The organism is Polynucleobacter sp. MWH-HuK1, from assembly GCF_018881815.1.
Classification (GTDB): domain Bacteria; phylum Pseudomonadota; class Gammaproteobacteria; order Burkholderiales; family Burkholderiaceae; genus Polynucleobacter.
On the sequence record NZ_JACVPP010000001.1, the window covers coordinates 727,879 to 743,889 of the forward strand.

General features: G+C 46.9%; 14 protein-coding genes. 9 read left to right on the forward strand and 5 right to left on the reverse strand.

Annotated features, from left to right (window positions below):
* Positions 1-2: 2 nt before the first annotated feature.
* The 7 genes from ICE93_RS03815 to ICE93_RS03845 all read left to right on the forward strand — a co-directional run bounded on the left by ICE93_RS03815 (position 3) and on the right by ICE93_RS03845 (position 6,194).
* Complete coding sequence (locus ICE93_RS03815) at positions 3-449, forward strand: peptidylprolyl isomerase (RefSeq protein ID WP_068320950.1); 447 nt, start codon at positions 3-5, stop codon at positions 447-449.
* 3 nt (positions 450-452) lie between these two features.
* Positions 453-1,394 (forward strand): 4-hydroxy-3-methylbut-2-enyl diphosphate reductase, encoded by a 942-nt coding sequence (gene ispH / locus ICE93_RS03820; protein WP_216185758.1) that lies wholly within the window; start codon positions 453-455, stop codon positions 1,392-1,394.
* Positions 1,395-1,431: 37 nt separating this feature from the next.
* Positions 1,432-2,604 carry a branched-chain amino acid ABC transporter substrate-binding protein gene (locus ICE93_RS03825; protein WP_216185760.1) on the forward strand — a complete coding sequence of 391 codons (1,173 nt, stop codon included), beginning with the start codon at positions 1,432-1,434 and terminating at the stop codon, positions 2,602-2,604.
* A 69-nt stretch (positions 2,605-2,673) separates the two neighbouring features.
* Positions 2,674-3,609 (forward strand): branched-chain amino acid ABC transporter permease, encoded by a 936-nt coding sequence (locus ICE93_RS03830; protein ID WP_216185762.1) that lies wholly within the window; start codon positions 2,674-2,676, stop codon positions 3,607-3,609.
* 19 nt (positions 3,610-3,628) lie between these two features.
* Positions 3,629-4,690, forward strand: coding sequence for a branched-chain amino acid ABC transporter permease (locus ICE93_RS03835; protein WP_255554684.1), 1,062 nt, complete (start codon positions 3,629-3,631; stop codon positions 4,688-4,690).
* Entirely contained in the window at positions 4,690-5,469 is a 780-nt protein-coding gene (locus ICE93_RS03840) for an ABC transporter ATP-binding protein (RefSeq protein WP_216185766.1), read from the forward strand. The genes ICE93_RS03835 and ICE93_RS03840 overlap by 1 nt, the downstream gene beginning before the upstream one ends.
* Positions 5,466-6,194: an ABC transporter ATP-binding protein gene (locus ICE93_RS03845; RefSeq protein ID WP_216185768.1), complete on the forward strand. Its 729-nt coding sequence runs from the start codon at positions 5,466-5,468 to the stop codon at positions 6,192-6,194. The genes ICE93_RS03840 and ICE93_RS03845 overlap by 4 nt, the downstream gene beginning before the upstream one ends.
* A 12-nt stretch (positions 6,195-6,206) precedes the next feature.
* Here ICE93_RS03845 and ICE93_RS03850 read toward each other — a convergent pair whose 3' ends face one another.
* Both ICE93_RS03850 and ICE93_RS03855 read right to left on the reverse strand, forming a co-directional pair.
* Positions 6,207-7,400, reverse strand: coding sequence for an acetylornithine transaminase (locus ICE93_RS03850; RefSeq protein WP_216185770.1), 1,194 nt, complete (start codon positions 7,398-7,400; stop codon positions 6,207-6,209).
* Between the two features lie 72 nt (positions 7,401-7,472).
* Positions 7,473-8,513 carry a 2Fe-2S iron-sulfur cluster-binding protein gene (locus tag ICE93_RS03855; protein WP_216185772.1) on the reverse strand — a complete coding sequence of 347 codons (1,041 nt, stop codon included), beginning with the start codon at positions 8,511-8,513 and terminating at the stop codon, positions 7,473-7,475.
* A 27-nt stretch (positions 8,514-8,540) separates the two neighbouring features.
* Here ICE93_RS03855 and ICE93_RS03860 point away from each other — a divergent pair, with 27 nt between their 5' ends.
* A complete protein-coding gene (locus ICE93_RS03860) occupies positions 8,541-9,437 on the forward strand; it encodes an SDR family oxidoreductase (RefSeq protein ID WP_255554475.1) in 897 nt (298 codons plus the stop codon).
* Here ICE93_RS03860 and ICE93_RS03865 read toward each other — a convergent pair.
* From ICE93_RS03865 to ICE93_RS03875, 3 genes are all read right to left on the reverse strand, one after another.
* Entirely contained in the window at positions 9,418-11,190 is a 1,773-nt protein-coding gene (locus tag ICE93_RS03865) for a glutamine--tRNA ligase/YqeY domain fusion protein (RefSeq protein WP_216185775.1), read from the reverse strand. The genes ICE93_RS03860 and ICE93_RS03865 overlap by 20 nt on opposite strands.
* Positions 11,191-11,274: 84 nt before the next feature.
* Positions 11,275-12,777: a tripartite tricarboxylate transporter permease gene (locus tag ICE93_RS03870; protein WP_216185777.1), complete on the reverse strand. Its 1,503-nt coding sequence runs from the start codon at positions 12,775-12,777 to the stop codon at positions 11,275-11,277.
* Between the two features lie 19 nt (positions 12,778-12,796).
* Positions 12,797-13,258: a tripartite tricarboxylate transporter TctB family protein gene (locus ICE93_RS03875; RefSeq protein ID WP_216185778.1), complete on the reverse strand. Its 462-nt coding sequence runs from the start codon at positions 13,256-13,258 to the stop codon at positions 12,797-12,799.
* A 122-nt stretch (positions 13,259-13,380) separates the two neighbouring features.
* On the opposite strand from ICE93_RS03875, the gene alaS reads away from it, so the two are divergent.
* Positions 13,381-16,005 carry an alanine--tRNA ligase gene (alaS, locus tag ICE93_RS03880; RefSeq protein WP_216185779.1) on the forward strand — a complete coding sequence of 875 codons (2,625 nt, stop codon included), beginning with the start codon at positions 13,381-13,383 and terminating at the stop codon, positions 16,003-16,005.
* Positions 16,006-16,011 lie beyond the last annotated feature (6 nt).

The window sequence follows — 16,011 nt, forward strand, 5'->3', positions numbered from 1 at the left end:
TTATGACTAAGCTTACCGTTTTGCCTAATTCCTATTTGACCCTCAACTATCGGCTCACTTTGCCTAATGGGGAGGATTACATCAATACTTTTATCGATCGTCCTGCGACGGTTTTGATGGGGTCTGGACAATTTGCTCCTTGCTTTGAAAAGGTCTTGCTGGGTTTGGGTGTTGGTGAGAAAAAAAGTGCGCTACTTGCTCCCGAAGAAAGTTTTGGTGAGCGCAAAGAAGATTTAGTGCAATGGGTATCTCTTAAAGCCCTGAAAGAAGGGAGAGATGACGATGTGGAATTTAATCCTGGAGATGTGATTGAGTTCAATGCTCCTGGAGGTGCTCAGTACGCAGGTGTTTTGCAATCGATTAATGAAGAGGGCGCATGGTTTGATTTCAATCATCCCCTTGCCGGCAGACCAGTAACTTTTGAAGCAGAGATTGTGGCGATTCTGTAAATCATGAGTGATTCTAATAACGCAGAAATTTTGATGGCACAACCGCGTGGTTTTTGTGCGGGTGTTGATCGTGCAATCAATATCGTGAATGAAGCTCTCAATCGTTTTGGTGCGCCGATCTATGTACGCCATGAAATTGTTCATAACGCCTATGTGGTGAATGAACTGCGCGATAAGGGTGCAGTGTTTGTGGAAGAATTGCATGAGGTCCCTAAGGGTGGCATCGTTGTATTTAGTGCTCACGGGGTTTCTCAAGAGGTGCGTAAAGATGCTGAAGCAAGAGGTTTGCAGGTATATGACGCTACATGTCCTTTGGTTACCAAGGTCCATCTTGAGGTCGTCAAGATGTGCAAGGACGGTTATACGGTCTTGATGATTGGTCATGCTGGACACCCTGAGGTTGAGGGGACTATGGGCCAGGTTAAAGAGGGCGTGTTCTTAATTGAGAAGCTCGGCGATGTGAGTGCTTTGCCGTTCTCGGCCGAAGAGAAGATTGCATTTGTTACGCAAACAACACTCTCAGTAGATGAGACGAAAGAAATTGTTGAAGCGTTAACCCAAAAGTTTCCCAATATTGTTCAGCCTCGTAAACAAGATATTTGTTATGCCACTCAGAATCGTCAAGATGCCGTGAAATTTATGGCTCCTCAAGTTGAGGTGGTTATTGTGGTGGGAAGCGCTACGAGTTCTAACTCTAATCGTTTGCGAGAGCTGGCTGAAAAACTCGGCGTTCCTTCTTACATGGTGGACTCCCCAGAACAACTCAAGCCAGAATGGTTTGTTGGTAAAAAGCGGGTTGGCTTGACTGCAGGAGCTTCTGCTCCAGAAAGCTTGGCCCAGTCTATCGTTAGTCGCATTCAGGAGTTTGGACCACGACACGTACGTACACTAGATGGCGTAGTTGAAGATGTCACCTTTTCTTTGCCAAAAAATTTAGTTGATTAAAGTATCGATACATAAATCCATAACAGAGGAGCTGTGCATGAACAAATCACACATAACAAAAAGCACTCTTGCTTTAGCGGCGTCAGCTTTACTGCTAGCTGCTTGTGGCAAAGGTGGCGATAAATCTGCTGCAGTTTCATCGGATGCTATTGAAGTAAAAATTGGCCACGTAGCTCCGCTTACAGGCCCAATTGCCCACTTGGGTAAAGATAATGAGAATGGCGCACGCTTAGCGCTTGAAGAAATCAATAAAGCAGGCTTAACAATTGACGGTAAAAAAGTAGTGCTGACTTTGGTGCCAGAAGATGATGCAGAAGATCCAAAGACGGCCACTCAGGTAGCGCAAAAGTTAGTAGATGCTAAAGTGGTTGGCGTAGTGGGGCACTTAAATTCCGGAACAAGTATTCCAGCCTCACGTATTTATAGTGATGCGGGTATTACACAGGTATCACCATCTGCCACTAATCCTGACTATACCAAGCAAGGCTTCAAGACGACTTATCGCTTGGTGGCTACTGATGCGCAGCAAGGCCCAGCTTTAGCTAACTACGTTGCCAATACATTGAAGGCAAAAACAGTAGCCATCATTGATGACTCCACTCAGTACGGTAAAGGCCTGGCTGATGAGTTTGAGAAAACAGTTAAAGCTGCCGGTATGAAAGTGGTCACTCGCGAGGCGAGTAATAACAAGGCCACTGATTTCAAGGCTATCTTGACGAAGATTAAAGGCAGCAAGCCAGATGTCATCATGTATGGCGGCATGGATGCTACCGGTGGCCCATTAACTAAACAAGCTGCAGAGCTTGGTATTAAAGCGAAAGTAGTTGGTGGTGACGGTATGTGTACCGAGAAGCTTTCTGAATTGGCTGGCGATGCTGTAGTTAACGTAACTTGCTCTGAAGCTGGTATGGCTTTATCAAAGATGGCGCAAGGCGCTGAATTTCAGAAACGCTACAAAGAGCGCTTTAACTCCGATGTTCAAATTTATGCACCTTTCACCTATGACGCAGTCTATGTTTTGGTGGATTCTATGAAGCGCTCAAACTCAACTGATCCTGCAAAGATTTTGGCCGCTATGCCAGATACCAAAATGCAAGGCCTGGTGGGTAATATTGCTTTTGATAACAAAGGCGATATGAAAGAGGGTGTAATTACCTTGTATGACTTCAAAGATAAAAAGAAAACAGTACTTGATTTCATTAAGATGTAATGACATTTCAATAAAAAATGGCGCCGCTATTGCGGTGCTATTTTTTTATCAAGACTAAATAAACACTTCATGGACATTCTTCTTCAGCAGATCATTAACGGCTTAGTGCTGGGTAGTATTTACGCCCTGATCGCGCTGGGATACACCATGGTGTATGGTGTACTGGGGATAATTAATTTTGCACATGGCGAAGTCTTGATGATTGGTGCAATGGTTTCGCTTTCATTGCTGCGCTTGATCTTAAGCTTAACAAGTGATTTGCCAGGTTGGCTCACCCTCCTGATTGTCTTGCCAGTTACGATGGCAGTCTGTGCAGGCTTGAGTTACTGGATTGAGCGGATTGCTTATCGGCCTCTTCGCAATGCGCCTCGTTTGGCTCCATTGATATCTGCTATTGGTATGTCCATTTTGCTACAAACCGTTGCAATGATGATTTGGTCACGCAATCCGATGACCTATCCACAATTACTGCCATCAACTCCAATTGATTTATGGGGTAGTGGCGCGACGATTACCGGTAAAGAAATTGTGATCATCATAGTGGCCTTGGCAGTGATGGCTGGCTTATTATTTTTGGTTGAAAAAACAAAGCTTGGCAGGGCAATGCGCGCTACTGCTGAGCAAACACAAATTGCTGCACTAATGGGTGTTAATCCAAATCGTGTTATCTCAATTACGTTTATGTTGGGCGGCGCATTAGCAGGTCTTGCGGGAGTCATGATTGCAAGCAACTATGGCAACGTACATTTTTATATGGGCTTCATTCCGGGCCTGAAAGCATTTACTGCCGCCGTTTTGGGTGGTATTGGTAATTTGCAGGGCGCGATGTTGGGTGGTCTGCTATTGGGCTTGATTGAATCTTTGGGTGCTGGATATATCGGTGAGCTTACTGGTGGAGTCTTTGGCTCCAACTACCAGGATATTTTTGCTTTCTTGGTATTGATCTTAGTTTTGGTATTGCGCCCTACCGGTTTATTGGGTGAGAAGGTTTCTGATCGTGCTTAAAAATCTTTTTACCAATCGTTTGAGCCACTCAGCCTATCTATGGCTTGGAGTTATTGCTTTAGTACTACTGCCTTGGGTGGTGGGAGCCGCTGGTGGTAACTATTGGGTGCGGGTACTCGACTTTGCTTTGCTCTATATCGTGCTCGCTTTAGGCTTAAATGTAGTTGTTGGTTTTGCGGGTCTTTTAGATTTGGGTTACATCGCTTTTTATGCATTGGGCGCTTACAGCTTTGCTTTATTGGCTTCCCCTCATCTACCAACTCAGTTTGAAAGCATTGCAGCAAGCTTTCCGGAGGGTATGCATTTTTCTCCCTGGATGGTTGCGGTTTTTTCCATCATCTTGGCAGCTCTCTTCGGGCTGATCTTGGGCTTGCCTACCCTGCAATTGCGTGGAGACTATCTGGCGATTGTGACTTTGGGTTTCGGTGAAATTATTCGTATCTTTATGAATAACCTGGATCGCCCTCTCAATCTCACTAATGGCCCCAAGGGAATTTCCGGAATTGATCCTATCCAGCTATTTGGCATCCCCTTTACCAGGCCTTTGGATCTGGGGTTTGTGCAAATCCCTGGTTTGTATTTGGTTTTCTATTTATTCCTTCTGCTGGCAATCGCAGTCGCCATCGTTTGCTTGCATTTGCAAGACTCCCGTATTGGCCGCGCTTGGATCGCGATTCGTGAAGACGAGATTGCTGCTAAAGCGATGGGTATTAATACCCGTAATATGAAATTACTGGCCTTTGCTATTGGCGCTTCTTTTGCTGGTGTAGCGGGAGTGCTGTTCTCTGCTTTCCAGGGCTTTGTTTCTCCAGAGTCATTCACTCTTTGGGAGTCGATCGTAGTCTTGGCTATGGTGGTTCTCGGCGGTATAGGACACATTCCAGGAGTGATTTTGGGTGCCGTACTTTTGGCAGTATTTCCGGAAGTATTACGTGTCATCGCCCAGCCGGTTCAGCAGTTTCTATTTGGTCATGTCATCGTTGACGTGGAAATCATTCGCCAGTTGATTTATGGCTTGGCTTTAATTTTGATCATGCTCTATCGCCCAGGCGGTATTTGGCAAAAAAATGGGGCAAGGTAATGACAAGATCAGATCACTTGCTTCTAGATGTCGCCGATGTTTCAAAGCGCTTTGGCGGTGTTCAGGCTCTAGACGCTGTCGGCCTACAGGTAGCGCATGGCGCAATCGTTGGATTAATAGGTCCTAATGGTGCCGGCAAGACTACTTTCTTTAATGTCATTACTGGTTTATACCCGGCCGACTCTGGAATATTTTTATTTGATGGCAAATCTTATTTTCCGGAATCTGTTTCTGAAGTAACGAAATCTGGCCTTGCTAGAACATTTCAAAACATTCGCCTCTTTGGCGAAATGACTGTTTTAGAAAATGTTATGGTAGGTTGTCACTGCCGCACTAAAGCCGGATTGTTAGGCGCAATCTTTCGCTCTCCATCTACTCAACGTGAAGAGCGCTCCATTAGAGAAAAGGCCCAACAGCTCTTGGCTTATGTTGGTCTTGGTGAGTTTGCTAATATGCAAGCGCGCAACCTTTCCTACGGACATCAGCGCCGCTTAGAAATTGCGAGAGCATTGGCTACCGAGCCTAAGCTCTTGGCGCTGGATGAGCCTGCTGCCGGCATGAACGCTACCGAGAAGCTGGAGCTTCGCGAGTTATTGTTGCGTATTCGTGCGGACGATAAAACGATTTTGCTCATCGAGCATGATGTGAGCTTGGTGATGGGTATTTGCGATAGCCTCACTGTGCTTGATTACGGCAAAGTGATTGCCTCTGGGAGGCCTGTGGATGTGCGTACGCATCCAGAGGTCATCAGAGCTTATCTTGGACAAGGGGCTGCATGATGAGCGCCTTACTTAATGTAAAAGATCTCAAGGTCTCCTATGGAGGCATTAACGCTGTCAAAGGGGTAGATTTGCATGTTAATCAAGGCGAGCTTGTGGCTTTGATTGGTGCGAATGGCGCCGGCAAGAGTTCTAGTATGAAAGCCATTGCCGGTTTGTTGACCCCATCAGCCGGAGATATTCATTTTGCAAATCAGGAAACTAGGAAGTTGCCCGCTTATGAATTGGTGCATCTGGGACTGGGCATGGTGCCTGAAGGGCGAGGTATATTTAAGCGCATGACGATTTTGGAAAACCTCCAAATGGGCGCTTACTTAAAAACAAATCCAAAGGATATCGAGCTCAAGCTTGAAGAGGTGTATTCGTATTTCCCAAGGCTTAAAGAGCGCCAATCTCAGTTGGCAGGCACGCTATCTGGTGGTGAGCAACAGATGGTGGCAATGGGTAGGGCGATGATGGCTGAGCCTAAGTTATTGCTGTTGGATGAGCCATCAATGGGGCTATCCCCGATCATGGTTGAGACGATTTTTGATGTTGTTCGCAGTCTCTCTTCGAGTGGGATGACTATTTTGCTCGTAGAGCAGAACGCACGACTAGCTTTACAGATGGCGGATCGTGCTTATGTCATGGAAAGCGGCTTAATTACTCTCAGTGGATCTGGCAAGGATTTGCTCGAAGACTCGCGGGTGAGAGCCGCCTACCTCGGTGAGGAAGTGGGCAGTTAGCGGTGGTAAGTCTTACGCCACTTCCTTAAGTAACTCGCGCAGCATATTGCACATCTGACGAATTTCATCATCAGAGACATTTAAGGCGGGCATAAAGCGCAACAAGTTTGGTCTTGGTGAATTAATCAACAAACCTTCGGGATCTCGATCGCGGGCTAGATCAACTAGTTTTGGGCCAATATCTTTTCCGAGCATTAAAGCGCGCAGTAATCCTTCTCCGCGCTCACCTTCAAGGTTAAATTCAGCACAAAGCTTGAGTAATTCTGATTTGAGTAGCTCGCCTTTGGCTTTTACGCTATCTAAAAATCCTGGCGCCAAGAGCTGCTCAATCACGCTAATGCCTACTGCAGTCATCAAGGGGTTACCGTTGTATGTGCCACCTTGATCGCCAGGCACAAAGCATGCCACTGCATCGGTAGCCAACAAGGCTGCCAATGGGACGCCACCACCAATACCTTTGCCCAAAGTCATGATGTCTGGCTCAATGCCATAGTTTTGGTAGGCAAAGAGGGTGCCGGTACGGCCGCAGCCTGCTTGCACTTCATCAACAATCAAAAGAATATTGTTTTCTTTGGTGAACTTGCGTAATTCACGCATAAATTCTTTGGTAGTTGGGATCACGCCGCCCTCGCCTTGAACTGGCTCGAGCATCACTGCAACCGTTTTATCGGTCACGAGTTTTTTCACGGACTCTAAATCGTTTAGATCTGCTTTGGGAAAGCCTGCAACCTGTGGAGCGAACATGGTGTCCCAGTTTGGTTTTCCAGAGGCGCTCATCGTTGCTAATGTGCGCCCATGAAAACTGTGATCAAAGGTAATGATTTCAAAGGCGCCAGATTTATTGAGTTGACCCCATTTGCGTGCTAATTTAATTGCACCTTCATTGGCCTCCGCACCACTGTTTGCGAAGAACACTTTGTCAAAGCAGCTGTTTTCTGTAAGTAGGTTGGATAAACCAATCATCGGATCGTTATAGAACGCAGGGCTTGGATTGATCAACTTCTTTGCTTGCGCATTGAGTGCCTCAATCATTCCTGGGTTACCGTGACCCAAGCAATTCACAGCCCAACCTTGCAGGAAGTCTAAATAGCGCTTGCCATTGTTATCTGTTAGCCATGAGCCCTTGCCTTCAACCATCACCACTTCTGGACGCGGAGTAATGAACATGACTGAATGGGTATCAATAGTCTGGAGTGGCTTATTCATGCTGGTATGAGTTGATAAGTTAATAGGGGCAAATAAGGCTTCTATTATCCTGCTGATTTGATTTCACGGTTCCTAGGCTGTCGCTAAATCCGCAGCACTGGTAAATGAGTCGGCAAAGAATTCGTCCTCGGGTAGCTGGCATTTGCTTGAGAAGTCATTTCTGGCTGCATTGACCATGACTGGGGCACCACAAGCATAGACTTGAAAGCTTTGCATGTCAGGATGGTCTGCCATCACGGCTTGGTGCACAAAGCCAGTGCGTCCCTGCCAGCCATCTTCTGCCAGTGCATCTGAGATTACCGGGATGTACTTGAAGCCAGGAATTTCTTTTTCCCAAGCCCGGCATAGGTCATTCAAGTACAAATCGCTAGGCCGACGACCACCCCAGTAAAGGTGAATTGGTCGCTGAATCTTTTTGGCCTGCATTTGTTCGATGATGGATTTAATGGGGGCAAAGCCTGTGCCAGCGGCAACAAAGATAATTGGTTTTTTAGAATCCTCTCTTAAGAAGAAGCTGCCTATTGGTCCTTCAAAGCGCAAGATATCTTTTTCTTTCAGCGCGGGTGTAACGGCACCAAACACGAAATCTGTAAATAAGCCGCCGGGCAAATGGCGAATATGTAATTCGAGAGGACCTTCTTGCTCTGGTGCATTAGCAATCGAATAGGCGCGACGTTGGCCGTCCTTCAGAAGAAACTCTAAGTACTGTCCGGCTAAGAACTGAAAGCGTTCAGCTGCAGGGAGCTGCAACTTCAGAATGACGACATCACTGCTTGGTTTATTAATGCTATTGATGCGGCAGGGAACTTTACGAATCGCAATATCACCAGCACCTTGGACTTCACGCGCTTCTATGAGGAGGTCTGATTGAGGGTGGGAGCAGCAAAATAAAATGCCTCCAGCAGTTTCATCCGCTTTAGAAAGGGCGCTTTCACTATGCTGTCCATGGGTAACTTGACCTTCTACGACTTTGCCTTTGCAGGATCCGCAGGCACCATTTTTACAGCCATAAGGAAGATTGATTCCTTGACGTAGGGCGGCCTCCAGGACGTTCTCATCTGGATTGACGGTAAATTGTTTGCCGCTCGTTTTGAGCGTGACTTGATAAGACACTCTCATTCCTTTCAATAAATCGTTACGATGTCACTTATGCAATCTTTTGGTAAACCTTCAATCCTGATTATTGGCTGCGGAGATATTGGTCTTCGGGTGGCCAAGCAGGTCTCGGGAAGTCATCGTGTTCTTGCACTGACATCTCAGCAGAGTCGCTTTCAGGAGTTGAGGGAGGTTGGCGCAACTCCTATTTTAGGTAATCTGGATCAACCAGAGTCTTTATGGCGCCTGGCCGGTTTAGCTAAAACCGTGATTCATTTGGCACCACCTCAAAATAGTGGAAATCGCGATTGCCGAACCCGCAACCTAACCCGAATTTTAGCCCAAGGCTCTAATGCCGTCAGGCGCCTAATCTACATCAGTACTACAGGTGTCTATGGAGATCATCGGGGTGCCAAAGTGAGTGAAATTACTCCAGTAAACCCCCAAAGTGAGCGCGCCAAAAGAAGGGTGGATGCCGAGCGAGTACTGCGCTTATGGGGGCCTGCAAATGGCGTTGCTATAACAATTTTGCGTGTTCCTGGAATTTATGCTGCTGATCGTTTACCAATAGAGCGACTAGAGTCCAAAACACCAGCGCTTGTCGCCGAAGAGGATGCCTACTCTAATCATATTCAAAGCGATGATTTAGCAAGGTTGGTATGTGCGGCGGTGTATCACGGCAAACCTCAGCGCATTATTAATGCCTGCGATGGTGGTGAAACAAAGATGGGTGATTACTTTGATGAAGTCGCCGATGCCTTTGGACTACAAAGGCTGGCTCGATTGCCTGGTAATGAGTTACAGAAAATTGTCAGTCCGATACTGTGGTCATTTATGCGCGAGTCGCGTAGAGTGACTAATACGCGCTTGCATGAGTTAAAAACACCACTACGCTATCCAAGCGTAGGACATTTTCTTAAAGCTATTTCCAAGAATCCTTAAGGCCAACAGTAAGGTTAAATACTGGCTTGCCAGGTTGGCAATCTTTTTGGTCGGCAACAAAGTAACCGTGGCGCTCAAACTGAAAGCGATCTTCAGGTTTTGCATCTTTCATGCAGGGTTCTAAATAAGCAGTGATGGTTTGTTTGGAGTTGGTATTGATTGCATCCAAGAAATTCTTGTCACCGCTATCTGGATGTGGATCGCTAAATAGATGGTCATAAAGACGTACTTCTGTTGGAATAGCCTCAGCAGCGCTGATCCAATGAATATTGCCCTTAACCTTATAGTTATTGGAGCCTGGGGTCCCGCTCTTGCTATCAGGGAAGTGAGTCACGTTAACTTGCGTCACATTGCCTTGCACATCAGTTTCAAAACCGGTGCACTCGACTACAAAGCCATGGCGTAAGCGAACGCGACTACCGGGTTGATCGCCAATTGGCGGATACAGTCTGAAGAACCCTTTGCTTGGCTCTTGCATAAAGTCATCTGCCTCAATCCAAAGTTCGCGTGTGAAATTAAACTCACGATTACCCCATTCAGGATGATTGGGGTGGCGAGGTGCAGAACAAGCTTCTTTTGCTGAAGCATCAAAATTTTCCACTACGAGCTTGAGTGGTTTTAATACCGCAGTAGCCCGCGGCGCCCTGACTTCGAGATCATCGCGTAGTGCCTGATCTAGGGTGCTCATATCAATCCAGCTATCTGCTTTTGAAACGCCAATGCGTTCGCAGAACAAGCGAATGCTTTCTGGGGTATAGCCGCGACGACGGATGCCTACAATAGTTGGCATGCGCGGATCATCCCAGCCTTCAACATGTTTCTCTTCTACCAGCTGCAATAACTTGCGTTTGCTAGTGATGGTGTAGGTCAGATTGAGGCGAGCGAATTCATACTGATGCGGTACTGGATCTTTAAATACACCCAATTCTTTTAGAGAATTCACAATCCAGTCATAGAGCGGACGGTTATTCTCAAACTCTAATGTGCATATGGAGTGAGAGACATTTTCGAGCGCATCAGAGATGCAATGGGTAAAGTCATATAAGGGATAGATACACCACTTGCTACCAGTGCGATGATGATCGGTATGGCGAATACGATAAACGACAGGGTCGCGCATCACTATGTTCGGATGCGCCATATCAATCTTGAGGCGGAGTACATGCTCGCCATCCTTGAATTTGCCATCACGCATCTCGCGGAATAGCTGCAGATTTTCCTCTGGACTGCGATTGCGATAAGGACTATTTTTTCCGGTTTGGCCAAAGTTCCCGCGATTGGTATGAATGTCATCAGCGCTTTGGCTATCAACATATGCTTTGCCATTTTGAATCAAAATCTCAGCAAACTCGTAGAGGCGATCAAAGTAATCGCTAGCATGATAAAGGTGGGTTCCCCAATCAAAGCCTAGCCACTTCACAGCATCTAAAATGCTGTCGGCGTACTCAACATCTTCTTTGACTGGATTGGTGTCATCCAGGCGCATATTGCAGCGTGCACCACCTACTTGATTGTTGTAATCAGCAGCTAAGCCAAAGTTCAAACAAATACTTTTGGCGTGACCAATGTGTAAATAACCATTCGGCTCAGGCGGAAAGCGGGTGATGATTGATGGGATAGGCTCGCCAGCTAAATTAGTGCGCTGTGAAAAAGCGCCGCTTGCCAAGTCATGATCAATGATTTGACGTAAGAAGTTGGACGGCTCGGCTACAGCGCCGGCATTTGCTTTGGAGGATTTGCTATCTTGGGACATAGCCACATTGTAGAGAAAACCCTTGGCCCATAAAGAAAAAGCCCGCAAATTGCTGCGGGCTTGTTTCTGGAGAGGTGGCGGGAATTAATCTTCCACAAACGCCTCTTCGCGAGTCTTCTTCACCGCTGGCAGAGCCACGATCACCACCAAAAGGGCTGCTGCAATGAGTAGACCTAAGGAAAGTGGGCGGGTTACAAAAGTAGAGAAGTCGCCGCGTGACAACAATAGGGCGCGACGGAAGTTCTCTTCCATCATTGGTCCGAGTACGAAGCCCAACAGCAATGGGGGTGGTTCGCAACCTAGTTTGAAGAACAGGTAACCAATCAAGCCAAAGCTTGCGGTTACATAAACATCAAACACGGTGTTATTTACGGTGTACACGCCGATACAGCAGAACACCAAAATTGCTGGGTAGAGGAAACGATAAGGAATCTTCAAGAGCTTTACCCAGATACCAATCAAAGGCAAGTTCAAGAGAATCAACATCACGTTACCAATCCACATGGAAGCAATCAGACCCCAGAACAAAGCCGGGTTGCTGGTCATTACCTGTGGACCTGGTTGAATGTTGTGAATAGTCATCGCGCCAACCATTAAAGCCATTACGGCATTAGGTGGGATACCCAATGTGAGCAATGGAATGAATGAGGTTTGTGCAGCAGCGTTATTTGCTGCTTCAGGGCCAGCAACGCCTTCAATAGCGCCTTTACCAAATTCATGGCTATGTTTAGAAGATTTCTTCTCAACAGAGTATGCGCCAAATGCAGCAAGAGCTGCGCCACCACCTGGCAGAATTCCCAAAACGGAACCAATCGTTGTGCCGCGTAAGATGGATGGAACCATGCGTTTCAGATCATTCTTGGTGGGTACCATGCTGGTGAGCTTGTTGAGGAAGCCCTCATCATCTCCAGACTTCTCAAGGTTGCCCATGATTTCAGCAAAACCAAATACACCCATAGCAACAGATACGAAGCCGATACCGTCACTCAACTCAGGGATGTCAAACGCATAGCGAGAAACGCCAGAGTTTACGTCGGTACCAATCAAGCCCATCAAAAGGCCTAAGATGATCATGCCAATCGCCTTGATCAAAGAGCCTGATGCCAATACCACTGCACCAATCAAACCTAAGACCATTAAGGAGAAATATTCAGCAGGGCCGAACTTGAAGGCAAGCTGTGAAAGTGGCGCAGCAAAAGCAGCCAATACTAAAGTTGCTACGCAGCCCGCAAAGAATGAGCCCATACCTGCGGTAAAGAGGGCAACACCAGCGCGACCATTTCGAGCCATTTGATAACCGTCGATCGCGGTTACTACGGACGACGTCTCCCCCGGGATATTCAACAGAATTGCTGTAGTTGAACCACCATATTGTGAGCCGTAGTAAATACCAGCCAACATAATTAAGGCAGCGATTGGAGGTAGTGCATAGGTTGCAGGTAGCAACATTGCAATCGTTGCAATAGGGCCAAGGCCAGGCAGTACGCCAATCAAGGTTCCCAAAATACAGCCGATAAGGCAGTACATCAGGTTTTGTAATGTGAACGCGGTATCAAAACCGAGAGCTAAGTTTGTAAATAAATCCATTTTTCAGAGTCCCGGTTCGTTATTGTTGTAGGAATACAGGCAGGAGTGGGAACTGAAGTTTCAGACCCAACACAAACACTGAATAAGTGAATGTCACTAAAAAAGCCGCATTTATTGCGGTACCCTTCCAGGTGAACTCTCTACTGGCGCTAGCGGCAACAAAAACCAAGACCACTACCGCAATTAAGAAGCCAAGGCGTGGAAGCAGTAAGCCGTAAAGGACCACTGCGCCAGTAATTTGTGCCATGATCTTCCAGTTAAATTTGGGAATGGATTCAATCGCTGCTTTAGCGCCAAAGGCCTTAACTGCAACTAGAAGGCCTAATAGGAACATTAAGATACCCAAATAGAATGGGAAATAGCCCGGACCCATTTTGGCAGCAGTTCCCATTGGGTAGTTTTTGGCCATAGTGGCGAAGAATAGGCCAATAACCATGTACATGATCCCGGCTCCAAAATCCCGTTGATTGCGAATTTTCAAGTTGCTCTCCTTGTTATCGACTTAATTGCCGATTTTTATAGATGTTGTGGGATTGTAAGTCAGGTTTGGGGCTTCTTACCTAGCGTTTGCCCTAGGCTAGTGCCAATGCGATAATTATTCGCATGAAAGTCTCCCAAATTCGCCAGGCCTACCTGGATTTCTTCGCTCAAAAAGGCCATCAAATCGTCCCGTCCAGCCCCGTGGTTCCAGGGGATGACCCAACCTTGCTATTTACAAATGCGGGCATGAATCAGTTCAAGGATGTGTTTTTAGGGTTTGATAAACGCCCTTACAACCGTGCCACAACAGCCCAAAAGTGCATCCGAGCAGGCGGAAAGCACAATGACTTGGATAACGTCGGCTATACCGCCCGTCATCACACCTTTTTTGAAATGCTGGGAAATTTTTCGTTTGGGGACTATTTCAAGAAGGATGCCATTCAGTTTGCCTGGGATTTATTGACCCAGACATTTAAGTTGCCGAAAGAAAAGCTCTTGGTAACGGTGTATGCCGAAGATGATGAGGCTTTTGAGATTTGGAATAAACAAATAGGTGTGCCAGCTGATCGAATCATTCGTATTGGCGATAACAAGGGTGCGCGCTATGCATCAGACAACTTTTGGATGATGGGTGACACGGGTCCATGCGGACCTTGTACTGAAATTTTTTACGATCACGGCGATCACATTGCTGGCGGTCCTCCTGGAAGTCCAGATGAAGATGGCGATCGTTATATCGAAATTTGGAATAACGTTTTCATGCAGTTCAACCGAGATGAAGCAGGTGTGATGCATCCGCTGCCTAAGCCGAGCGTTGATACTGGTATGGGTCTTGAGCGTATTGCTGCAGTGTTGCAGCATGTTCACTCCAATTATGAAATCGACCTCTTCGTCAATCTACTAAAGGCTTCAAAGGAAGCGGTAGATGCTGCTGGCGGTGAGAATTGCGATGCGGATAGCCCTTCACTCAAGGTAATTGCTGACCACATTCGTGCATGTAGCTTCATCGTGGTGGATGGTGTGATTCCAGGTAATGCGGGGCGCGGATATGTCTTACGTCGCATTGCGCGTCGTGCGATTCGCCACGGTTATAAGCTGGGCGCACGCAAACCATTCTTCTATCAGCTAGTCCCTGCGCTTGTTAAAGAAATGGGTGATGCCTATCCAGAGCTACGTGCTTCACAAGATAAAATGAGTGAAGTTATCAAGCAAGAAGAAGAGCGCTTCTTTCAAACCATCGCGAACGGCATGGAAATTTTAGATGGCGCTTTAGCTGGCGGTGCAAAAGTAGTTGATGGTGAAACTGCTTTCCGCCTGCATGACACTTTTGGCTTCCCGTTGGATTTAACGGCTGACGTTTGTCGTGAGCGTGGAGTTACGGTAGACGCTGACGGCTTTGAAGTGGCAATGCAAAAGCAACGCGATCAAGCGAGAGCTGCTGGCAAGTTCAAGGTAGCCCAAGGCTTGGATTACAAGGGTGTACCTACCCAGTTTCATGGCTATGACACTCTAAAGCATGAGGGCGCTAAAGTAACTGCCCTTTATGTAGATGGTTCAGCAGTACCATCCGTGAAAGCGGGTGATGCAGCGGTTATTGTTTTGGATAACACTCCTTTTTATGCTGAATCTGGTGGTCAGGTTGGCGATAAGGGTGAGCTTCGCAATGAAAACATTCGTTTTGTAGTCGAAGATACCTTCAAGATTCAAGCGGACGTATTTGGTCATCAAGGCGAAGTGCTTGAAGGTGAACTCAATGTTGGCGACTCAATTAATGCTTTAGTTGATACTAAGCAAAGAACGGATACGATGCGCAACCATAGCGCAACGCATATCTTACATAAAGCATTGCGTGAAGTGCTGGGTGATCATGTGCAACAAAAAGGTTCTTTGGTAGACGCTACTAAGACTCGTTTTGACTTTACGCACAACGCACCTATTACCGCAGAACAGATTCGTCGCATCGAAGATATTGTTAACCAGGAGATTTTGGAAAATACAGCTACTTCAGGCAAGGTGATGTCATTGGACGATGCGCAAAGGACAGGCGCCATGATGCTTTTTGGTGAGAAGTATGGTGATGAAGTACGCGTGCTCGAGATCGGTAGCTCTAAAGAGCTCTGTGGCGGCACGCACGTATCCCGTACTGGCGACATTGGCAGTTTAAAGATTGTTTCTGAAGGCGGCGTTGCTGCTGGTATTCGTCGTGTTGAAGCGGTGACTGGTAATAACGCATTGCAATTCTTGCAAGGCTTGGAAGACAAGATTAATGAAGCTGCAGCAATTTTGAAAACCCATCCTGGTGATTTGGTGAATCGAGTTGCGCAACTTCAAGAAAGTCTGCGTCAAGCTGAGCGTGACTTAGAAAAAGTGAATTCCAAATTGGCGGCAAGTCAAGGCGATGAATTGGCTGGTCAAGCAATTGATGTCAATGGCATCAAGGTATTGGCTGCTCGTTTGGATGGCGCTGATGCAGGCGTGCTCCGTGAAACGATGGATGCCCTTAAAGCTAAACTCAAAACTGCCGCCATTGTGTTGGCATCCGTTCAGGGTGATAAAGTCAGCTTGATCGCTGGCGTCACAGCGGATTCGATTGGCAAAGTGAAAGCGGGCGACCTCGTGAACTTTGTGGCCCAGCAAGTGGGTGGAAAAGGTGGCGGCAAACCGGAGATGGCAATGGCTGGTGGTACAGATCCAAGTAAGTTAGGTGCTGCTTTGGCAGGGGTTAAAGACTGGGTGGCAAGCAAATGAGTGATG